Below are 20,658 nucleotides of genomic sequence, written 5' to 3'. Positions count from 1 at the left end.
AAATACATTAATTTTCAGAAAGGGAAAGCTTGAAATCTTTCAAAATTATTTTGCAATTTCAATTTTCAACTTTTTATTCTTCAATTTTTCGTTTGCAAGCTTTTTTAGTACTTCAATTACTTTTTTCCGATTGACAGCGGCGTAAGAAGTCGTATCTTTCACTTCGATAAGTCCAATATCTTCCATTTCTAATCCGCCTTTCTTAATTAAGTACCCGGCAATATCGCCTTTGTTTACTTTGTCTTTTTTTCCAGCGCTAAAATAAAGGGTTTGAAAGGGTGTTCTAGAAGGCATTTTATAATCTTGCGTTAGAACTTCCTGTGGAATCGTATTTTTGATGAAAGCAAATCGCTCCTCCTCAGTCATTAATAAATACACAAAGCCTTTCGCATGCATTCTTGCCGTTCTTCCATTTCTATGGATAAACGCGTCTTCTTTTGGCGGCAATTGGTAATGAACAATCGATTCCACTTCTGGAATGTCCAAACCTCTCGAAGCCAAATCAGTCGTAATTAAAATTCGAGAAGAATCATTTTTGAATTTTAAAAGGGCTCGTTCTCTTTCGTCTTGTTCCATTCCCCCGTGAAAAGTTTCGCGAGATATTCCTTTTTCTCTTAAAAGTCCCGAGATTCGGTCCACAGCATCACGGTGATTGCAAAAAATGAGAGTTCTTCGGTTTCCGATTTTGCACAAAAGTGTAAATAAAGTATCCAGCTTTTCCTCGGAAGTCGTTAGGACTTTTCGATACTGAAGATCGGGTTTTGCTTCCTTAATTTTTAAAAAATCAACCACTTCTTCATTATGAAGACCCGTAAAACTGGGGATTTCTGGCATTGCCGTGGCAGAGGTCAGTATCCTTTGTGAAAGAGAAGGGATTTCATTAATAATGAAACTCATCTCGTCATGAAAACCAAATTCTAAAGATTTATCAAATTCATCTAGAACCAAGGTTTTAATAGGACTCGGATCGAAATTATCATTATTCAAATGGTAGGCAATTCTACCGGGAGTTCCAATCAATAAAGCCGGAGCTTCGATCAGATTATTCATTTCAATTTTTTTATCATGCCCTCCATAACACACCGAAACTTTGTAATCGGTTCCCATCGATTTGAAAACCTGTTCGATTTGAAGTGCCAATTCACGAGAGGGAACCAAAACGAGCGCCTGAATTCCGGAGAGTTCTTTTTTTAAACTCCTTAAAATTGGAAACAAAAAAGCCAAAGTTTTCCCTGAACCCGTAGGAGACAAGAGAAGAAGGTCTTTTTCGTTTTCAGAAGCTTTGTAGGCTGATTTCTGCATTTGATTCATATCCTGAATCTGCAGGTTTTGGTAAATTGATTTTAATTCCATTTTGCAAAGGTAATTTTTTTTAAATCTGTTCTAGTAGATATTTAGCATTACTGAAAGCTTCTTTTTCCATCAGTGAATAAAGCAATCAAAGCTCGCAGTAAAAACAGATCCGGTTCTACCTGATCGTTTTCTTGCCTGGGAGCCGGCTACGTATTTTTAAGCAAAGGAAAAATAATTTAATTCAATTGTTGAAAACACCGAAGTAAATTAAAGATTCCATTGTCAATATTAAATAGTTTGCGTATTTTTGCACCACTTTTTGTGGAGGCATTTTGGCGCAGTTAAAACATTAACAATTAACATCTTCTCTATTTTTCATTATACCACATTGAGCCAAAATTGAAAAATATTGAATACAAATTATTTATTTTATGTCAGAAACGACAGACAAAGCGGAGGTTTTACTAAACCAAAACGTAGCACCAGAACAGTTTGATTGGGATTCTTTTGAATCAGGATTAGACGCGGATGCAAGACAAGAAAAAAGCGACCTTGAAGAAATCTACAACGGTTCGCTTAAAAACCTTCAAGACAATGACGTTCTTGTAGGGAAAGTCGTAAGACTTACTGACAAAGAAGCCATTGTAGACATCAACTTCAAATCTGAAGGGGTGATTTCGCTTAACGAATTCCGTTACAGAACTGACCTTACCGTAGGGGACGAAGTAGAAGTAATGGTAGACCGTAGAGAAGACAAAACAGGTCAACTTCAACTTTCTCACAGAAAAGCAAGAACGCTTAAAGCTTGGGATCGTGTGAACGAACTTCACGATACGGGTGAGGTTGTAAACGGATATGTGAAGTCTAGAACAAAAGGAGGTATGATTGTGGACATCCACGGTATCGAAGCTTTCCTTCCTGGATCTCAAATTGATGTGAAGCCTATCAAAGACTACGATCAGTATGTAGGAAAAACCATGGAATTCAAAGTGGTTAAAATTAACCCTGAATACAAAAACGTGGTGGTCTCTCACAAAGCGCTTATCGAAGCCGATATCGAAGATCAGAAAAAAGAAATCATCGCGCAACTTGAAAAAGGTCAAGTTCTTGAAGGAACCGTTAAGAACATCACTTCTTACGGGGTATTCGTGGACCTTGGTGGCGTAGACGGACTAATTCACATTACTGACCTTTCTTGGTCAAGAGTGAACCATCCATCTGAAATCCTAGAAGACGGACAAACTGTGAAAGTGGTTATCCTTGATTTCGATGACGAGAAAACAAGAATCCAACTAGGTATGAAGCAATTGGAAGCACACCCTTGGGATGCTCTTTCTGCAGATTTAAAAGTAGGAGATAAAGTAAAAGGTAAAGTAGTAGTTCTTGCTGACTACGGTGCATTCGTAGAGATTGCTCCAGGAGTAGAAGGACTTATCCACGTATCTGAAATGTCATGGTCTACTCACTTAAGAAGTGCAGGAGATTTTGTAAAAGTTGGAGACGAAGTGGAAGCAGAAGTGCTTACTTTAGATAGAGAAGACAGAAAAATTTCTTTAGGTATCAAGCAATTGAACAAAGATCCATGGGAAAACATCGAGGCTAAGTATCCAGTAGGATCTAAGCACGTGGGAACCGTAAGAAACTTCACCAACTTTGGTGTGTTCGTGGAACTAGAAGAAGGAATCGACGGACTTATCTACATTTCTGACCTTTCTTGGACTAAGAAAATCAAGCATCCGTCTGAGTTCTGCAACGTAGGCGATAAACTAGAAGTTATCGTTCTTGAACTTGACACAGCGGCTAGAAGACTTTCTTTAGGTCACAAACAACTTCAAGCGAACCCTTGGGATAAATTCGAAAGTAAATATGCAGAAGGAACTGTTCTAACAGGAACTGCGACTGACGTATTTGACAAAGGAGCTCAAGTTCAATTCGAAGATGCAGAAGTAGAAGCTTTCTGTCCTTCAAGATTATTAGAGAAAGCAGATGGATCTAAAATCAAAAAAGGAGAACAAGCTGAATTTAAAGTAATTGAATTCAACAAAGAATTCAAAAGAGTTGTGGTTTCCCACACCGGTACTTTTAAAGATGAAGAAAGAAGATCGAACTCAGGTTCTAACTCTTCTTCTAACAAGCCAGCGGCTTCCACTGGGGATGAAAAAACAACCCTAGGTGATATCGATGCGCTTGCAGCACTTAAAAAGAAAATGGAAGGAGGAGAATAATTCTTCACCCCGTTTTTTAAATAGCAAGAAGCTGTCTCTTTTTTAGAGGCAGCTTCTTTATTTTTTGTGGGATAAGCTTTTCCACTCAACTGGTGAACCTAGGCTGTTTCGATCTACCTTGCTCTCCAAACTATTTTCACAGCAGAAAGGGTAGGGAGCTCAAGCCTTTCGTTTTCTAAAACCACGAAGTCATTTTTAAGGTAGAATTCCAAAGGAGACCTGTAGAAAGTGCCATCCTTTTTCACTTCCTCGTTCCCATCAATCACCCAACCATAAAGTTCCTGTTCTTTCTGTTTCAACAGATTTAAGAGCTTTGTGCCTTCTGCTTTGCCCTGCACTTCTTTTGACAAGATTACAGCAAACCAGGACCGATCCTCTCTTTTGAATCGAGCTGCCCAGCCCACAATGTTCTCGCTCTCCATAAGGAGATAATGTCTTGCTTCACTGAGCCCTTCTAAATAACGATCTACGCTTTCTAGAGATTCAAATTCAAGTCTACTAGGATACTCTGTATTCCACAGGTTTCGTAGAGCCTCTTTCTGGTGGTCGGATAATACTGATGTTGGGTAAGTTTCCATGGATTAAAGGTATAAAAAAAGCCAGCAAAAGCTGACTTTTTATAAGCGTATCAATTGCACGATCCTTTATAGCTTAAGGAGTTCAATTGCGCGCTCTGGACTTTCGTGAGAAAACACGGCATTGCCTGCCACGAGTACATCTGCACCTGCATCAAAGAGGCGAGACGCATTCTCGAGATTTACACCTCCGTCCACTTCAATTAAAGCTGTGGAATTATGGCTTAAGATTAAATCTTTGGTCTCTGCAATCTTCTTGTAGGTGTTTTCAATAAACTTCTGCCCTCCAAAACCCGGATTCACGCTCATTAACAAAACCAAATCCACTTGGTCAATGATGTCTTCTAACATCATCACAGGGGTAGAAGGGTTTAAAACCACTCCAGCCTTGGCTCCTTTGTCCTGAATTAGAGTGACGGTTCTGTGCAGATGTCGCGAAGCTTCGTAATGAACTGAGACTAAATCCGCACCGTGAGAAATAAATTGCTCCACGTAATTTTCAGGTTCAAGAATCATTAAATGCACATCTATAAATTTCTTTCCGTGCTCTTTGATGGGCTTCATTACAGGAAACCCAAAAGAAATATTGGGTACAAAACGTCCATCCATGACATCTACGTGCAGCCAATCCGCTTGCGAATTATTAAGCATTTCAATGTCGCGCTGTAAGTTTCCAAAATCAGCGGAAAGTAGGGAAGGAGCAATTAGTCGGTTCTTCATTTTTCAAAAAAGTTTATTAGCCTAAGGCTTAGTGGTACTTAAGTTTCATTTTTGGGGTAATCGCAATGAGCGTCTCGTAGATAAGCTCAATGACGTGCTTCACGTCTTCTTTGCTTACCATTTCTACCGTGGTGTGCATATAGCGAAGCGGTAAGGAGATTAGGGCGCTTGGAACGCCACCGTTAGAATGCGCAAACGCATCCGTATCGGTTCCAGTAGCCCGGCTAGCCGCCGCTCTTTGAAAAGGGATCTTTTTTGCCTTGGCGCGCTCAACGATGAGTTCACGAAGGTTATGATGAACACTAGGGGCATAGAACAAAACGGGGCCCTCTCCGCATTTTTGATCGCCTTCTTTCTTCTTTTCAATCATTGGGGTCGATGTGTCGTGCGTTACGTCGGTTACAATTGCCATATTCGGTTTGATGGTGTCCGCAATCATATCGGCTCCATAGAGTCCTACTTCCTCTTGGACAGAGTTCACGATGTAAAGACCAAAAGGAAGATTTTTTTTGCCTTCTTTAAGAAGTTTAGCCACTTGTGCAATCATAAAGCCACCCATTCGGTTGTCTAGGGCTCTACACACAAAATATTTGTCATTTAATTCAAAAAATTCGTCAGGGTAGGTAATCATGCAGCCTACGTAAATCCCCAAACTTTCTACTTCTTTTTTGGAACTGGCTCCGCAGTCAATAAAGATGTTTTCAATTTTGGGAACCGGTTCGTTTGAATTCGTTCCTCGCGTATGAATGGCAGGCCATCCAAAGACTCCTTTGACCACTCCTTTCTCTCCATGAATATTCACCACTTTAGAAGGGGCAATCATTTGATCCGAACCGCCGTTTCTAATGACATAGATAAGTCCTTCGTCCGTGATGTAATTCACATACCAAGAAATCTCATCCGCATGGGCCTCAATGACTACTTTGAACTCCGCTTTTGGATTAATAATCCCGTAGCAAGTTCCGTAGTGATCTACTTTTATTTCATCGACATAGGGCTTTAAAAAGTCCATCCAGACCTTTTGTCCCCCGCGTTCATACCCCGTGGGAGAGGCCGTGTTTAAATAGGTTTCAAGGAACTTTATTGATTTTTTATCAAATTTCATGAAAGGGAATGTTTTTTGTAGTTTTAACACTTGAATTTAAGCGATGTAAAAATAATGAAATTATACAAGATAACAGGCATTTTGGTCCTGCTTTTCGGGAGTACACTACTCAAAGCGCAAAGCGATACCATTGCTCTGCCCCTATCCAAATACCCCGTAAGTAGCCTTCAAACCGATGAGTTCGGAAATAAGTTTTACTACGATGCGAGGCAAAAAGCAAAAATTTATGAGATTGACGGGGAGACCGTGGTGGTCATGGACGAACTTGTGCTTCAAAAAAAGCCCCATTTTAATAACGAACTCGACCGAAATTATTATTTCTTCCTCAATAAAAAACTAAATCGGGTGTATCCACTTTTTCTAACGGCCCTAGAGCAGTACCGAACCTTAGAAACCACCCTTGCTCAAATGAGTTCTTCTGACAAACGTAAGTACGCAAAAAAGAAGCAAAATGAGCTCGCAAATGAGTACGAGGAAAAGCTTCGAAATTTAACAACTTCCGAAGGACAAGTCTTTGCCAAACTCATGCACCGCGCCACGGGAAAGAACGTCTATGAGATCATTAAGGACCTTCGAGGGGGATGGAGCGCCTTTTGGTGGAACGTAAAGGGAAATGCGGCAGACATTGAACTAAAAAAAGATTACAATCCATACAAATACAGAGACGATGAATTTGTCGAATCTCTTTTGCAGAGTAACTGGAATGTCGGATATTTGCAACCCTATCCGGGATACCGAGACTTTAAAATAAAAAGAGAATGACCTACAAAATCACCCTAAGACTTCTTGTTGCAGTCTTTATGTGTCAATATGCAAGCGTTTTTGCATGGGGCACCACCGGGCACCGCATTGTTGCAGAAGTGGCCGAGAACAATTTAAAAGCTTCCACTAAGCATAAACTCAAAAAAATCCTAGGCAAACAAAAGCTTGCCTACTGGGCCAACTGGCCTGATTTTATTAAGTCGGATACGACCGGACACTGGAAACACACGGAGACTTGGCATTACGTGAATGTGAGTCCTCAAAGTTCAAAAGCGGATTTCATTCGTACGCTTGAGGCGCAGGATGCTCCCACACTGTATACAGAAATCAAAGCAATCGCAAATCGATTAAAAAACGGTAACCTTTCCAAGGAGCAGAAAGAAATTGAACTTCGTTTTTTAATACATATGGTAGGAGACTTAGCTCAACCGATGCACGCGGGACGCGCAGAGGATCTTGGGGGCAACAAAGTTCGTATTAAGTACTTTGGACAAAACACCAATTTGCACTCCCTTTGGGACAGCAAACTCATTGATGCGAATCAATACAGCTATACGGAATACGCAGAAATCTTGGATGTAAAAACCCGAAGAGAGAAAAAGGAGCTGATGAAAGGAAGTCTAGAGGACTGGCTCTATCAGTCGCACAAAGCGGCCAATACCATTTATGCGTACACAAAGCCGGATCAAAATTACACGTACGGGTACCTCTATCGATTTAATTCACTTCTTGAAAAACAACTCTACGAAGGAGGTCTTCATTTAGCGCAAGTTCTAAACGAGGTTCTATAAGAATTTTTGACTAAGTAAGGCAAAGACCTTTTGGTCTACAGGCAATAGGAATGGATTTTCTTCTCGTAAGGAAATCCATTCTACTTTTTCAATAGAGGGCTCTTTGATAATTAGATCAGATTCACTAGTAAGTTCACAGGTATAATAGACTGTAAAAAGCTGTTCATTCTTCCGAAATCGAGAAACTACAAATTCTTCTTGGGTGTAGAAATGCTCTATGTTTTCAATCTTTAAATTCAGTTCTTCGAGAAATTCTCTTTCAAGACACTCTACGCTACCTTCTCCGAACTCAAGACCACCGCCTGGCAACTTTAGTAACTTCTCTCCCGCATACATTTCATGAAGTGCCATAAGATGACCTTCCTTTATACACAGACCGTAAATGCGAATGTTAAATTGATTTGTCATATCTACTCAATTAAAGTTTACGGGCGTTAATCATTTCTCTTTTGCCGGGAGGCCCAGGTTTCTTTTCTACTTCAAAGGATAAATCGAGTAGGGCGCGCCTTAAACTGCCTTTGGAGCTGTAGGTGGTAAAGAGTCCACCGGCATTCATTTTGTCAGCGACCAGCGAAATTAGATCCATCTCCCAGAGTTCTGGCTGGACCCGAGCGCCAAAACAATCAAAGTAAACCAGGTCTATAGGGGGCATAGGCAAAGACTTTAAATCAAAAAAGTCAGCCTCGATTTTCGTGACAAAAAAGTTCTCACAAACTTCGACTGCCTCTCCCCAGGGCGCCTTGTGCAGCCTGTCAAAATAGCCTTCAAGAAGTTTGTTATCAAAAAGACTGGGGTACTCTAGCGCTACGAGTTCTTCTGGCAAAACGGGGAATTTTTCAAGGCTAAAATAATTTACAACCTGATTTTGACCCGTTTTTAAAAATTCATCAATCGTAACCAAAACATTTAAACCTGTTCCGAATCCGAGTTCTAAAATATTAATTTCACAACGTTGTACGAGTTTGAACCCATTTTCTATAAATACGTATTTAGCCTCCTGCAAGGCCCCGTGCCCGGAGTGATAACCTTCGTTTATTTCCTTGATAAACAAAGTTTTACTTCCATCTTCTGTGAATTTAACCTCTCTTTCCATAACAATATTTGCCAAATTTAAAATTAATATTTATATTTATCAATTAAATTCTATCGTAAAATATAAAAATATTTTTAATAAAATGATAATTCAAAAAACCACCAATTCAAAAATTGACTCCTTTGATACCGAAAACTATTCGTTTGGAGATCACTTTATAGACCACATGGTTCTATGTGAGTACGAGAATGGAAAATGGGGAGAGCCTAAATTAATGCCTTACGGTCCTCTTTCTTTTTCTCCAGCCAACATGACTTTCAACTATGGACAGGCATGTTTTGAAGGTATGAAAGCCTACAAAGACAAAGACGGACAGGTGTTTTTATTTAGACCGGAAAAGAATTTCACGAGATTAAACAAATCCGCTACTCGCCTTGCGATGCCGGAAGTACCTGAGGAGGTATTCATGGAAGGATTACAAGCCCTAATGGATATAGACCGCGCATGGATTCCGTATGGAGAAGGAAAATCCCTTTACATTCGTCCGCTTATTTTCGCGACGGAAGAAGGACTAAAAGCTAGAATTGCAAACAAGTACATGTTTGCTATCGTCGCTTCTCCAGCGAAGAGTTATTACTCTGAGCCGGTTTCTGTAAAAATTTCCGATTATTACTCTAGATCCGCAAGCGGTGGAGTTGGATTTGCAAAAGCCGCTGGGAACTACGCAGCTTCTTTTTATCCGACGAAACTAGCAAACGAGGAAGGATACGAACAAATCATTTGGACCGACGACACGACGCATGAAAACTTTGAAGAAAGTGGAACCATGAACGTATTTGTTCGTATCGGAGATACGATCTATACGCCTTCTACATCTGAGAAAATTCTTGACGGAGTGACGCGCGATAGCTTTATCCAACTTGCGAAGAAAAGAAACTTAGAAGTGGTGATTGGAGATGTAAAAGTGAAAGACGTAGTGAACGCCCATAAAGAAGGTACTTTAAAAGAAGTATGGGGAGTGGGTACCGCTGTGGTTACTTCTGCTTTCAAAGCGATTGGGTACGGAGAGGAGAAACTTGAGCTTCCTACCTTAAGCAAAGAAGACAGCTACGCACTTACACTTCAGGACGACTTGGTTTCTATTCAGACCAACCAAAAAGAAGATCCCTTCGGATGGAGAGTTCTTGTAGAAGAAGGATTTGCGGACAAAATCTAAACCCTATTTTTTAGACAAAAATAGCCGGGATGATTCCCGGTTATTTTGTTTCTGATAGTCATGAAAATTCATTAATTTCGCAAAACGTTTTCTTTAGGCTAAAGAAAGCGAAAACTTTCTCGCCACGGCATAAGAAAATTTAGAATGAAAATTAATAAAATCCTATTCGCATTAGCCGGTATCGTGCTAATAAATTGTACACCAATATATAAAAAAATGAACGTAGACAAAGAACTTTACGAAGGTCTAGACAATGGACTTTACGCAAACTTACAGACTTCAAAAGGAGCCATGCTCGTGAAATTAGAAGCGGACAAGTCACCGGTAACGGTAGCCAATTTCGTGGGCTTAGCGCAAGGAAAAATTCAGAGTAACAAACCGAAAGGAACTCCATTTTACGATGGAACCATCTTTCACCGTGTGATTGAAAACTTCATGATCCAAGGGGGAGATCCTCAAGGAACGGGAATGGGAGATCCAGGGTATAAATTTGATGACGAAAAGAACGACCTACAACATACAGGGAAAGGAATCCTTTCTATGGCGAACTCAGGACCTAACACCAATGGATCTCAGTTCTTCATTACGCAAGTGGCAACTCCTTGGTTAGACGGAAAACACACGATCTTTGGAAAAGTAGTAGAAGGAGAAAATGTAATCGATGAAATTTCTGAAGTAGAAAAAGGACCTTCTGACAGACCTAAAACTGACATCGTTTTAGAAAAAGTATCTATTTTCGGAAAAGGCGAGCCTTACGAAAAATTTGATGCAGCGCAAGTGTTTGAAAATGGCAAAGCAAAAATTGCAGAAAACAACAAAGCATTCGAAGAAAAAAGAAAAATAGAAGCGGAGAAAGAATTCGAAGCATTAAAAGAAGGAATGCAAAAGACGGATTCAGGTCTTTACTACAAAATCACGAAAAAAGCGGAAGGCAAAAAAGCAGAAAAAGGAAACACCGTTTCTGTTCATTATGCAGGAAAACTTTTGGACGGGACTGAATTTGACAACTCTTTCAAAAGAGGAGAACCTATTGAATTCCCAGTGGGAACCGGAATGGTGATCCAAGGTTGGGACGAAGGAATCCTTCTTCTTAATGAAGGAGAAGAAGCGACCTTCTTAATTCCACCCACATTAGGATATGGAGCGCGTGGCGCTGGAGGAGTTATTCCTGCCAATGCATGGTTATTATTTGACGTGCAGCTTATTGAGGCGAAATAATCTTCCCCTCTTTACTCAATAAAAAAGCAATTTCGTGAATTCACGAAATTGCTTTTTTTAGGGTTATATACAAAGGGAACTTCTAAAAGGTTTACCAGTTTTGGTCTACCATGTAAAGGAGTTGGGTCATGACCGTGGCTCCTATAAGAAGCTCTCTTCGGTTTACATTTTCAAAAACATCCTTCTCCGTATGGTGCAGATCAAAATAGCGCTGCGGATCCGGAGAAAGTCCGGCTAATGCCACGCCTACCTCTTTTAAAGGACCTACGTCTACGCCACTATGCTCCTTTTCAAAATCATACACTCCGTAAGGCAAAAACAGGGGAGCCCAAGATTTAATTTGTGCTTTTTGCTCTTCTTTCATATCTAAAGCAATTCCACGAGGAGAGAATCCTCCTGAGTCGCTTTCAATGGCGAACAAATGCGGCTCTTTCGATTTTTTAACCTCTTCTAGGTATTTATATCCACCACGAACTCCGTTCTCTTCGTTCGCATACAATACCACCCGAATCGTATGGTTAGGCTTAATTCCTAGGTTCTTAAAAGTTCGCAGCGCCTCAATACTTTGGACCACTCCCGATCCATCGTCGTGCGCTCCTTCGCCCACATCCCAAGAATCAAGGTGACCTGCCACCACAATCACCGACTTATCTTTCTTTCCGACGAGTTCTCCAATCACGGTAAAGGAACTTTTGTCTTCTTTCATCGTACAATTGGAATTCAATTTGGCGACCACTTTTTGAGTCTTCAGGGCCTTAGCAAGCTCGTCAGCCGTTGTATTTCCAATGGCCACTCCTGGGATTTTTTTCGCATCGGAATCGTAGCGAAGTGAGCCGGTATGAGGTATGGCATCAAAGGCGGACGAAAGGGAACGGATAATGACCGCCTTGGCTCCTTTCCTTGCTGCCTCGCTAGCGGTGGAGCGGCGGTAAATCCCTGCCTCTCCATACGCCTGAAAAGGTTGAATATGGTCGTGTCTCCAAGTAAAATTAAAAAAGACAATCTTGTCTTTCACCTTATTTTTATCTAGCGCTTTAAATTCATCTAAACTTTGCACTGCGATAATCTCCGCCACCACGTCCTTGCCACTGGTTCCCTCTGAGTTCCCAATGGAAAGCATCTTAATTTCTTTGTAGGACTCATTTCCAATTTGGATTTGAAGCGATTCCTCACCCCGTTCCCATACAGGTACCATCACGGGTTGAAGATACACTTTGTCCGCACCGGCTGCCTTCAATTTAGCCTCTGCCCAATGAACCGACTTCTCATAAGCTTCCGATGCGCTAAGCCTGTGGCCGATGGATTTGGTTAGTTCATGAAGGTCGTCGTAGGCCTTGCCGTGAAGTAGGATTTCATCAGAAATCCGTTTGAATTGGATGGAGTCTGCATTCTGCGAATGCAAAATTCCACCCCAAAGGAGTGGAATGAGAAAGATTTTCTTCATACTTCTTTTATTTGGAAGAACGAATGTAGAAAAATATTTACAGAAGGCAAACCCAATGGGCTCCTAGTTTATAGAATTTTACTTCATGTCGTACATCACCAGGGCGGTCACTAACTTAGGTTGAATGTATGTACACTTTGGGGGCATGCTGATTTTATGGTCTGAAATTTTAATCATTTCATTAAAACTTACCGGGTAAATTCCAAAACCTACTGTGAATTTGGTCGTGTCTACTATTTCTTTAATGCGGTTGATTCCCTCGATACTAGAGGTTCCTTTCACGTAGGCAATTCGATCGGAAGAATCCGTATCCTCAATTCCTAACAAATCGTTGAAAATGAGTTCATCCACCATGTGGTGGTCTACGAAGTTCACTTTAATGTCTTGAGAACGGAGTTCGTGCTTAACGTGAAGGGAGTAGAACTTTCCTTCTAAGTACATGGAGATGTGGTATTTCTGAGAAGGGAAGTACGGCGTGTCTCCTTTTTCATGGATATTAAAGGTTTTTTCAAGCGACTTTAAAAAAGCGGCCGGTTTCATTCCGTTTAAATCTCTTACCACGCGGTTGTAATCGTGAATCTTGATGGATTGATTAGAGACGATGTAGCTGAATACAAAATTGTACGCCTCGTTTCCAGTTTGACGCTTGTTTCTAGCGCGCATATGCTTTGCATTGAGTGCGGCCGAACCAATTCGGTGGTGTCCGTCTGCAATGTAAAACGAATCGATACTTTCCAAAACCTCTTTAAACTGAAGCATTTTAAGACGGTTGTCAATTCTCCAAATCTTATGCTTAATCCCCTGTTCGTCATCGTAGTTTAAAATCGGAACATTCTTTTCCTCGTGGTTCATTAAAAGCTCCACTTTGGAATTCGCAGGGTAGGTAAGTAAAACCGGTTCCGCCTGCACGTTTACTTTTTCAAGGTAATGCGCAAGTCTTTCTTTCTTTTGAGGGATGGTACTTTCGTGACGCTTGATTTTACCATTCCAAAAGTCCTCTACCGAAGTGAGTCCTAAGAGTCCTCTATACACCGCTTTACTGGGGTGGATCTGCTCGTATAAATAATAGGCAGAGGGATCTTGCAAAAGTTTTCGATCCTGGAGCAGTTGCTCGTAATTGGTTCTGATCTTTCTTAGGTTTCGATCAATGTCTTTCGACTTAGAAAGAAGAGCCGGCTTGATCATCTGAATGTAAGAAGAATCTTCCTGCGCTTTTGCACTGATTTCTTCCATTGAAAAATTATCAAGGGGATGCGTTGGAAATTTGTCTACGTAATCTTCTACGGGTCTTACCCCCTTAAACGGTCTAAATACTGGCATATAGTTCTATCTGTCGTTATTATTGGATTAAACTTAGGATGCGCTCTGCGAGTTCACGCCCAATTTTCTCTTGCGCATCAAGGGTACTTCCCCCCAAATGAGGAGAAAGAGAGAGACTTGGGTTCATTAAAAGAGGCAGCTCAGGATGGGGCTCGCTTTCAAATACATCGAGAGCAGCTCCCGTGACGATTCCTTCTTCAATTGCATCGAGCAGACTCACTTCGTTAATTACGCCGCCTCTAGCGGTGTTCACAATTCGAATTCCTCGCTTCATCTTCTCGAACTCTGGCCTATCGAGAAGATACGCGCTAGATTTCGGTGTGTTTACACTTAAAAAATCAAGGTCTTTCAAAAATTCGGGAAGATCGCTCGTGGTTTGCAATTCAAAAGTAACGCTTTGCGAATCAAAAAAAGAAAGCTCTAGCGTTTCCTTTCTTGCCGTACGAGTACAAACCTTCACATTCATTCCGAGGGAAAGTCCCATTTTTACGACCTCTTGACCCACGGCTCCAAACCCAATCACCCCTAAGGTTTTTCCTTGAAGTTCTACTGCCGTTGAAAAGGACTTTTTGAGCGCTTTAAATTGACTTTCTCCTTCTAAAGGCATCAGTCGATTGGATTCGTGAAGAAAGCGAGCTAAGGTAAAAAAATGCGCAAAGACAAGCTCTGCCACAGAGCGTGCGGAACTGCTAGGCGTGTTTACAACTTGAATCCCGAGTTCCTCTGCGTATTCAACCTCAATATTGTCCATTCCAATTCCCCCACGTCCAATAATTTTCAGGGAAGGGCACTGATCAATTAATTCTCTTGTGACCTGAGTGGCGCTACGAACCAGAAGAATTTCAATCCCATTTTCGTTAATAAAATCGGGCAATTGCTCCTGCGCGACGCGATGCTCAATCACTTCCAAACCGGCCTCTCTAAATCGCTCAAGCCCGCTTTTGGAAATTCCGTCATTCGCTAAAATTTTCATGCCTACTTTTTTTTAGATAGATTTCATTACCTCTACTAACACCTTCACGCTCTCAAGAGGCAGGGCATTGTACAGACTTGCTCTGTATCCGCCCACGCTACGGTGACCATTTAGTCCTGAAATGCCTGCGCTAGCCCAAGCCTTATCAAAACTTTCTTTTAGGCTCTCGTCCGTCAAAACGAAACTTACATTCATTAACGAGCGGTCTTCTATTTCTGAATACCCTTTAAAGTGAGGGTTTCGGTCAATTTCATTGTAAAGAAGTTCGGCTTTTTGATTGTTTCTTTCTTCGGCCGCTGCAATTCCACCGCTTTTTTCTAAGTACTGAAGCGTTAGTAAACTCGTATAAACGTTGAATACAGGCGGGGTGTTAAACATGGATTCTTTTTTAATGTGCAGACTATAATCCAAATAGGAGGGAAGGTCTCTTCCCGTATGCCCTAAGATTGATTTTTTCACAATCACGAGGGTGGCTCCCGCAGGCCCCATATTCTTTTGCGCTCCCGCATAAATCAAATCAAATTTTGAAAAATCGATCTCACGAGAGAAAATATCACTACTCATATCGCAGACACTAAGGGTATCCACTGTTGGAAACTCTTTCATTTGAGTTCCGTAAATGGTATTGTTCGATGTACAATGAAAGAAATCGTACTCGGAACCCACAGAGTATCCTTTTGGAATGTAGTTGTAATTTTTATCCTTGGAGGAACCAACCACATCCACTTCTCCAAATTTCTTCGCTTCTTTGATGGCATTGGCCGCCCAAGTTCCCGTATCCAAATACGCCGCTTTTCCGTTTTGCGCTTTCATTAAGTTGATTGCGCTCATCAGAAATTGAAGCGAAGCTCCGCCTCCTAGATAAAGCACTTCATACTGATCGTCTAGATTCATAAGTCTCTTTACGATCGTGCGCGCTTCTTCCATGACAGCGACAAATTCTTTACTACGATGAGAAATCTCTAGAAGCGACAGGCCGATTCCATTGAAATCAAGCACAGCCTCCGAGGCCTTTTGAAAGACTTCTTGAGGTAAAACACTGGGTCCTGCGCTAAAATTGTGTTTTTTATTCATGAGTAATTGGGTCTTGGTTTGCCGCCGAGGCGACAAAAGGTGAAACAGAAAAACCTTCTGCCATATCTTTACTATCCGTTTAGGAGAGAGAGACAACAAGGTTTGAAAAAAAAGCCTCAATACTTTGAGGCCTTACTAATTATTCGTTGTGCAAGAAAGCCTTCTTCGCTAAAAGGCTTTCCTCCGACTCTACGTGGTCTTCATCCGGTATACAGCAGTCTACCGGACATACGGCAGCACACTGTGGTTCTTCATGGAATCCCATGCATTCTGTACATTTGTCCGTGACAATAAAGTATACATCATCACTTACGGGCTCTTGCGGAGCATCCGCATCCACGGTTAACCCGGATTTAAGGGTTACCTTTCCTTTGAGGGAAGTTCCCTCCGAGGCTCTCCAGTCCACTGCACCTTCATAGATTGCATTGTTTGGACATTCAGGTTCGCAAGCGCCGCAATTTATACATTCATCCGTTATTCTAATCGCCATTGCTGTTGTTAATTTTTATATAAAGTTGCACAAATATACAAAGAAATCTCGGCTCAAGACGAATTTTAGCGAGATTCTAGACCTAAAATAGATCAGGTTTTGGCCCTATCTCTGAGCAGGCTAGCTCCTGGCGTAAGGTGGTGCGACCCATTTGTCATTTTGCCCGCGATTGCTTATCTTTGTCTTTACTAAAAAACAGGGCCTTAGGCCCCTTTTTAGAGTCTTATCCAACGACGAGAAACATTTTTAATGGCATTAGATTTACAAATACAAGGCCTTGCAAAATTAGGTGAGTTTATACAGAATTATCTCGACACAAGCGAGAATCTTTCCCCTGAACAAACGGCACTAGAAGAGGTACTAGCTAAAACCACGGCTGAAAATTCGTGGTTCACGAAAGAATCGCTCACCCAGAGCCTTTCCCAGTGGGCAAGTGTTTTAAATGAACCTGCAATCCAAGAATGGCTTTCTTCCTACAAACGACCAAGTACGACTCGTCGAGTAGGGCTAATCCTTGCGGGGAACATTCCACTAGTGGGATTTCACGATGTGATCTGCGTCCTGTTAAGCGGACATTTCCCTGTCCTTAAGCTCTCTTCTAAGGACAAGCGATTACTTCCTTTTCTACTTACGAAATGGAATGAGTTTTCTCAAGGGAATGTGAATTACGAATTGACTGAGAAACTAGAAAATTTCGATGCCATCATCGCTACTGGCAGTAACAATACAGCACGTTATCTAGAGTATTACTTTAAGGACCACCCAAGCATAATTCGAAAGAACCGAACCTCCTTAGCGGTCGTGAGTGAGAACGACAGTGATGAGGATTTGCAAGCGCTAGGAAAGGACGTCTTTAGTTACTTTGGCTTAGGCTGTCGAAACGTAACCTACTTACTACTTCCCGAAGGCTTTAAGCTCGAACGAATCTTTGAGAATCTTTTGCCTTACTCGGAGATTATCAACCACAATGGCTATGCGAACAACTACGATTACAACAAAGCCATTTACCTTCTAAACCAAGATCTCTTTTGGGACAACAATTTTGTCATGCTAAGAGAAAGTCCTGAACTTTTCAGCCCTTTGTCCGTACTTCATTTTTCAACCTATAAATCGTGGGAAGAGGCGCAAAGCTTCCTTGAAACCCATAAGCTCGAAACCCAGTGCGTGGTTTCCAATCTTGAGCAAATTGAAAATCGAATCAAACCAGGAGAGGCTCAAAATCCAACCCTATCTCAATACGCAGACCACGTGGACACGATGGCCTTTCTTGAAGGACTCTAGATTAAAACCGACTTTTAGAAGGATTTAGCGCGGTCACAAAGACCATCACTTCCTCTTGAAAGCGCTTTTCTACGTGCTCCACCAAATTGACAAGTTCATTTTCCATAAAGCTAGAACGAATCGCTTGGGTTTCAAACACAAGGAGCAAATTGGTATTTTGCCCCTCCGTTACGCGATCGCTTTCTACGGAAGATATAATATACTTCTCTACATCGTACAGATTTTCAACCATTTGATGAAGCTCGTTTTGCAAATAAGAATCCCACAACTCAAGCGAGGAGGCGATCGTATGAAAAGTTATGCTCAGTACCGTCATTTTTGTCTATTTTTATGAGAAATGTGGATAATTTTGAGGGCAAAAATCGGGAATTTTTTCTTAAATTAGCACGTTATTATATTTTGAACGTAAAAAATAGAAATCACAGGCCTCGGCCTTGAAAAACATTTTAGATTTTATATGAATACAGAAGGAGAAAGGTTAATTCCAATTAACATTGTGGATGAAATGAAATCCTCGTACATCGATTACTCGATGTCGGTGATTGTATCCAGAGCATTACCAGATGTGAGAGACGGTCTCAAGCCTGTCCATAGACGGGTATTATACGGGATGTATGGACTTAACGTGTTTTCAAATAGAAAGCACCTGAAATCTGCGAGAATCGTAGGGGACGTACTTGGTAAGTATCACCCACACGGAGATAGCTCCGTGTATGACGCGATGGTTCGTATGGCGCAGCCATGGAGTTTACGCTACACCCAAGTAGACGGACAAGGGAACTTTGGTTCCATGGACGGAGACCCACCCGCAGCCATGCGATACACAGAGGCAAGACTAAAGAAAATTTCGGATGAAATCTTAGCCGACTTAGACAAAGACACTGTGGACTTCCAAAACAACTTTGATGACTCCATGACCGAGCCTACGGTAATGCCTACGCGTATACCAAACCTCCTGGTCAATGGAACCTCAGGGATTGCGGTGGGGATGGCCACCAACATGGCACCCCATAACCTTTCAGAGGCTGTAGATGGAATTTGTGCTTATATTGACAACAACGAAATTACCATTGAGGAGCTCATGCAGCATGTCGTGGCGCCCGATTTCCCAACCGGTGGGATTATCTATGGGTACGAAGGCGTGCGCGCCGCATTCCACACAGGAAGAGGCCGCGTCGTCACTCGCGCAAAAGTAAACTTTGAAGAAATTGGAAATCGCAACGCTATTGTTGTGACCGAGATTCCTTACCAAGTGAACAAAGCGGAAATGATTTCTCGTACCGCAGAACTTGTGAAGGACGAAAAAGTACCTGGGATCTACGAAATTCGGGACGAATCAGACCGACGTGGGATGAGAATCGTTTACGAACTTAAAAACGATGCGATTCCAAATGTCGTTTTAAATCTACTTTACAAATACACGGCGCTTCAGACTTCTTTTAGTATCAATAACATTGCCCTTGTTCACGGAAGACCTGAGCAATTGAACTTAAAGGACATGATCGTGCATTTTGTCGATCACCGTCACGTCGTGATTGTAAGACGTACGGAGTTTGAACTTCGCAAAGCGCAAGAAAGAGCGCACATCTTAGAAGGTTTCATGAAAGTCATTGGATCCCAAGACTCTCTTGACAAAGCCATTGCGATCATTCGTCATTCCTCTACGCCTAACCAAGCGAAAGAAGGGCTGATTAGTGAATTTGAACTTTCTGAAATTCAGGCTCAAGCCATTCTAGATTTACGACTTGCTCGACTTACCGGAATGGAACTCGACAAGATTCGTGCGGAATACGATGAAATCATGGCCTTAATTAATGACCTTGAAGACATTCTTTCTAACGAACCTAGACGATTTGAGATCATCAAAGCAGAAATGCTTGAAATCAAAGAGAAATACGGAGACGAAAGAAGAACGGAGATTGATTACGCCGGTGGCGATATGTCTATCGAAGACTTTATTCCAGACGATACCGTAGTGGTTACCATTTCTAATTTAGGATACATTAAGCGTACAAGCCTTTCTGAATACAAAATTCAAAGTAGAGGAGGTGTAGGTAACAAAGCGGCTACCACAAGAGATACGGACTTTTTAGAATACATAGTTTCCGCGACAAACCACCAGTACATGCTATTTTTCACAGAGAAAGGAAAATGTTACTGGCTCCGTGTTTTCGAAATCCCTGAGGGATCTCGAACCGCGAAGGGGAGAGCGATTCAAAACCTTATTAATATAGAACCAGACGACAAAGTTCGCGCCTATATTAAAACAGACGATCTAAAAGACGAAGACTACGTAAATCAAATGTTCGTGGTGATGATCACGAAGAATGGAACGGTGAAAAAGACTTTACTTAAAGCCTACTCACGCCCAAGAACCAACGGAATTAACGCCATTGAAATTAGAGACAACGACCTTCTATTAGGAGCCCGTTTGACACAAGGCGATTCTGAAATCATGATTGCGACTCAAAAAGGAAAATGCATCCGATTCCCAGAAGAGAAGGCTCGCGCCGTAGGCCGAGGCTCTATTGGGGTTCGAGGAATCGCCCTAGAAGAGAGTGATGAGGTTATTGGTATGATTGTTGTGAATGATGTGCAGCAAGAAAGCGTTTTAGTGGTTTCTGAAAAAGGATACGGAAAACGTTCTGCAGTGGAAGACTACCGTGTGACAAACCGAGGCGGTAAAGGGGTAATCACCCTGAATGTCACGGAAAAAACCGGAAACCTGATCGCGATTCAAAACGTTGTGGACGGAGACGGTCTTATGATTATCAACAAATCAGGGGTCGCTATTCGTATGAGCGTCGATGAACTTCGTGTGATGGGTAGAAATACGCAGGGGGTTAAATTAATTAACCTCAAGAAAAACGATGAAATCGCAGCCATTGCGAAAGTGCAAATGGACGATGAAATCGCAGAATCTGAAGAGGAATCTACAGAAACACTTCCAGGAGCCGTTCATAGCGATCTTGTAGAATTCAGTGGAGCTCCACAAAGTGGAGACAATGCGGTAACCACTCTAGGAGATGAAGCTTACCTACGCAGCATTGAAGAGCAGGAAAAGAAGGACAATGAAGAGATAGAAAAAAACGAAGCAGACGATTCCTCTGAACCTAGCGAAGAATAAAGTAATTAACG

The 20,658-nt window shown here is 41.6% G+C and carries 19 protein-coding genes; 7 read left to right on the top strand and 12 right to left on the bottom strand.

Going from position 1 to position 20,658, the window contains the following annotated elements; all coding sequences use genetic code 11:
• Positions 1 to 45 precede the first annotated feature (45 nt).
• Entirely contained in the window at positions 46 to 1,353 is a 1,308-nt protein-coding gene (locus tag AC3IRX_RS01130; protein WP_489210676.1) for a DEAD/DEAH box helicase, read from the bottom strand.
• Positions 1,354 to 1,724: 371 nt separating this feature from the next.
• Here AC3IRX_RS01130 and rpsA point away from each other — a divergent pair, with 371 nt between their 5' ends.
• On the top strand, positions 1,725 to 3,518 hold the full coding sequence (gene rpsA / locus AC3IRX_RS01125) for a 30S ribosomal protein S1 (protein ID WP_489210675.1): 1,794 nt from the start codon (positions 1,725 to 1,727) through the stop codon (positions 3,516 to 3,518).
• 113 nt (positions 3,519 to 3,631) lie between these two features.
• On the opposite strand, the gene AC3IRX_RS01120 is transcribed toward rpsA, so the two are convergent.
• The 3 genes from AC3IRX_RS01120 to AC3IRX_RS01110 form a co-directional block, all read right to left on the bottom strand.
• A complete protein-coding gene (locus AC3IRX_RS01120; protein ID WP_489210674.1) occupies positions 3,632 to 4,096 on the bottom strand; it encodes a hypothetical protein in 465 nt (154 codons plus the stop codon).
• Positions 4,097 to 4,162: 66 nt separating this feature from the next.
• The gene (rpe, locus tag AC3IRX_RS01115; protein WP_459084816.1) at positions 4,163 to 4,813 is read right to left on the bottom strand and encodes a ribulose-phosphate 3-epimerase; all 651 of its coding nucleotides are present in this window, start codon (positions 4,811 to 4,813) and stop codon (positions 4,163 to 4,165) included.
• 28 nt (positions 4,814 to 4,841) lie between these two features.
• Complete coding sequence (locus AC3IRX_RS01110; RefSeq protein ID WP_489210673.1) at positions 4,842 to 5,918, bottom strand: M42 family metallopeptidase; 1,077 nt, start codon at positions 5,916 to 5,918, stop codon at positions 4,842 to 4,844.
• Between the two features lie 54 nt (positions 5,919 to 5,972).
• On the opposite strand from AC3IRX_RS01110, the gene AC3IRX_RS01105 reads away from it, so the two are divergent.
• Both AC3IRX_RS01105 and AC3IRX_RS01100 read left to right on the top strand, forming a co-directional pair.
• Positions 5,973 to 6,680 carry a DUF4294 domain-containing protein gene (locus AC3IRX_RS01105; protein WP_489210672.1) on the top strand — a complete coding sequence of 236 codons (708 nt, stop codon included), beginning with the start codon at positions 5,973 to 5,975 and terminating at the stop codon, positions 6,678 to 6,680.
• On the top strand, positions 6,677 to 7,471 hold the full coding sequence (locus AC3IRX_RS01100; RefSeq protein ID WP_489210671.1) for a S1/P1 nuclease: 795 nt from the start codon (positions 6,677 to 6,679) through the stop codon (positions 7,469 to 7,471). Before AC3IRX_RS01105 ends, AC3IRX_RS01100 begins: the two co-directional genes overlap by 4 nt.
• Here AC3IRX_RS01100 and AC3IRX_RS01095 read toward each other — a convergent pair.
• Entirely contained in the window at positions 7,466 to 7,879 is a 414-nt protein-coding gene (locus AC3IRX_RS01095; protein WP_489210670.1) for an NUDIX domain-containing protein, read from the bottom strand. The genes AC3IRX_RS01100 and AC3IRX_RS01095 overlap by 6 nt on opposite strands.
• Positions 7,880 to 7,889: 10 nt before the next feature.
• The gene (gene mnmC2 / locus AC3IRX_RS01090; protein WP_489210669.1) at positions 7,890 to 8,564 is read right to left on the bottom strand and encodes a tRNA (5-methylaminomethyl-2-thiouridine)(34)-methyltransferase MnmC2; all 675 of its coding nucleotides are present in this window, start codon (positions 8,562 to 8,564) and stop codon (positions 7,890 to 7,892) included.
• Positions 8,565 to 8,646: 82 nt separating this feature from the next.
• On the opposite strand from mnmC2, the gene AC3IRX_RS01085 reads away from it, so the two are divergent.
• Positions 8,647 to 9,720 carry a branched-chain amino acid aminotransferase gene (locus tag AC3IRX_RS01085; protein WP_489210668.1) on the top strand — a complete coding sequence of 358 codons (1,074 nt, stop codon included), beginning with the start codon at positions 8,647 to 8,649 and terminating at the stop codon, positions 9,718 to 9,720.
• 216 nt (positions 9,721 to 9,936) lie between these two features.
• Complete coding sequence (locus AC3IRX_RS01080; protein ID WP_489210667.1) at positions 9,937 to 10,938, top strand: peptidylprolyl isomerase; 1,002 nt, start codon at positions 9,937 to 9,939, stop codon at positions 10,936 to 10,938.
• A 91-nt stretch (positions 10,939 to 11,029) separates the two neighbouring features.
• Here the strand turns inward: AC3IRX_RS01080 and AC3IRX_RS01075 are convergent, their stop codons facing one another.
• From AC3IRX_RS01075 to AC3IRX_RS01055, 5 genes are all read right to left on the bottom strand, one after another.
• A complete protein-coding gene (locus AC3IRX_RS01075) occupies positions 11,030 to 12,382 on the bottom strand; it encodes a M20/M25/M40 family metallo-hydrolase (protein WP_489210666.1) in 1,353 nt (450 codons plus the stop codon).
• Between the two features lie 78 nt (positions 12,383 to 12,460).
• Positions 12,461 to 13,702 carry a DUF1015 domain-containing protein gene (locus tag AC3IRX_RS01070; protein ID WP_489210665.1) on the bottom strand — a complete coding sequence of 414 codons (1,242 nt, stop codon included), beginning with the start codon at positions 13,700 to 13,702 and terminating at the stop codon, positions 12,461 to 12,463.
• A 19-nt stretch (positions 13,703 to 13,721) separates the two neighbouring features.
• Positions 13,722 to 14,675 (bottom strand): D-2-hydroxyacid dehydrogenase, encoded by a 954-nt coding sequence (locus AC3IRX_RS01065; protein ID WP_489210664.1) that lies wholly within the window; start codon positions 14,673 to 14,675, stop codon positions 13,722 to 13,724.
• 12 nt (positions 14,676 to 14,687) lie between these two features.
• Entirely contained in the window at positions 14,688 to 15,749 is a 1,062-nt protein-coding gene (gene serC, locus AC3IRX_RS01060) for a 3-phosphoserine/phosphohydroxythreonine transaminase (RefSeq protein WP_489210663.1), read from the bottom strand.
• Between the two features lie 139 nt (positions 15,750 to 15,888).
• Entirely contained in the window at positions 15,889 to 16,239 is a 351-nt protein-coding gene (locus tag AC3IRX_RS01055) for a 4Fe-4S dicluster domain-containing protein (protein WP_459084031.1), read from the bottom strand.
• Between the two features lie 249 nt (positions 16,240 to 16,488).
• Between AC3IRX_RS01055 and AC3IRX_RS01050 the strand changes: the two genes are divergently transcribed.
• Positions 16,489 to 17,520, top strand: a complete 1,032-nt coding sequence (locus AC3IRX_RS01050; RefSeq protein WP_489210662.1) for an acyl-CoA reductase — start codon at positions 16,489 to 16,491, stop codon at positions 17,518 to 17,520.
• A 1-nt stretch (position 17,521) separates the two neighbouring features.
• Here AC3IRX_RS01050 and AC3IRX_RS01045 read toward each other — a convergent pair whose 3' ends face one another.
• Complete coding sequence (locus tag AC3IRX_RS01045) at positions 17,522 to 17,836, bottom strand: DUF4286 family protein (protein ID WP_489210661.1); 315 nt, start codon at positions 17,834 to 17,836, stop codon at positions 17,522 to 17,524.
• A 141-nt stretch (positions 17,837 to 17,977) separates the two neighbouring features.
• Between AC3IRX_RS01045 and gyrA the strand changes: the two genes are divergently transcribed.
• A complete protein-coding gene (gyrA, locus tag AC3IRX_RS01040) occupies positions 17,978 to 20,647 on the top strand; it encodes a DNA gyrase subunit A (RefSeq protein WP_489210660.1) in 2,670 nt (889 codons plus the stop codon).
• The last annotated feature ends 11 nt before the right edge of the window (positions 20,648 to 20,658 follow it).

The sequence above is a fragment of the Epilithonimonas sp. KH_059 genome (assembly GCF_057838485.1).
This window is presented reverse-complemented; position numbering and strand designations above follow the sequence as displayed.

Bases quoted from the DNA above. Each gene is read 5' to 3' on its own strand.
- AC3IRX_RS01045 (WP_489210661.1), bottom strand. From the start codon at position 17,836: ATGACGGTACTGAGCATAACTTTTCATACGATCGCCTCCTCGCTTGAG.
- AC3IRX_RS01110 (WP_489210673.1), bottom strand. From the start codon at position 5,918: ATGAAATTTGATAAAAAATCAATAAAGTTCCTTGAAACCTATTTAAAC.
- mnmC2 (WP_489210669.1), bottom strand. From the start codon at position 8,564: ATGGAAAGAGAGGTTAAATTCACAGAAGATGGAAGTAAAACTTTGTTT.
- AC3IRX_RS01070 (WP_489210665.1), bottom strand. From the start codon at position 13,702: ATGCCAGTATTTAGACCGTTTAAGGGGGTAAGACCCGTAGAAGATTAC.
- AC3IRX_RS01100 (WP_489210671.1), top strand. From the start codon at position 6,677: ATGACCTACAAAATCACCCTAAGACTTCTTGTTGCAGTCTTTATGTGT.
- AC3IRX_RS01065 (WP_489210664.1), bottom strand. From the start codon at position 14,675: ATGAAAATTTTAGCGAATGACGGAATTTCCAAAAGCGGGCTTGAGCGA.
- AC3IRX_RS01105 (WP_489210672.1), top strand. From the start codon at position 5,973: ATGAAATTATACAAGATAACAGGCATTTTGGTCCTGCTTTTCGGGAGT.
- AC3IRX_RS01120 (WP_489210674.1), bottom strand. From the start codon at position 4,096: ATGGAAACTTACCCAACATCAGTATTATCCGACCACCAGAAAGAGGCT.
- AC3IRX_RS01075 (WP_489210666.1), bottom strand. From the start codon at position 12,382: ATGAAGAAAATCTTTCTCATTCCACTCCTTTGGGGTGGAATTTTGCAT.
- AC3IRX_RS01055 (WP_459084031.1), bottom strand. From the start codon at position 16,239: ATGGCGATTAGAATAACGGATGAATGTATAAATTGCGGCGCTTGCGAA.
- rpsA (WP_489210675.1), top strand. From the start codon at position 1,725: ATGTCAGAAACGACAGACAAAGCGGAGGTTTTACTAAACCAAAACGTA.
- AC3IRX_RS01095 (WP_489210670.1), bottom strand. From the start codon at position 7,879: ATGACAAATCAATTTAACATTCGCATTTACGGTCTGTGTATAAAGGAA.
- AC3IRX_RS01050 (WP_489210662.1), top strand. From the start codon at position 16,489: ATGGCATTAGATTTACAAATACAAGGCCTTGCAAAATTAGGTGAGTTT.
- AC3IRX_RS01080 (WP_489210667.1), top strand. From the start codon at position 9,937: ATGAACGTAGACAAAGAACTTTACGAAGGTCTAGACAATGGACTTTAC.
- AC3IRX_RS01130 (WP_489210676.1), bottom strand. From the start codon at position 1,353: ATGGAATTAAAATCAATTTACCAAAACCTGCAGATTCAGGATATGAAT.
- rpe (WP_459084816.1), bottom strand. From the start codon at position 4,813: ATGAAGAACCGACTAATTGCTCCTTCCCTACTTTCCGCTGATTTTGGA.
- AC3IRX_RS01085 (WP_489210668.1), top strand. From the start codon at position 8,647: ATGATAATTCAAAAAACCACCAATTCAAAAATTGACTCCTTTGATACC.
- gyrA (WP_489210660.1), top strand. From the start codon at position 17,978: ATGAATACAGAAGGAGAAAGGTTAATTCCAATTAACATTGTGGATGAA.
- serC (WP_489210663.1), bottom strand. From the start codon at position 15,749: ATGAATAAAAAACACAATTTTAGCGCAGGACCCAGTGTTTTACCTCAA.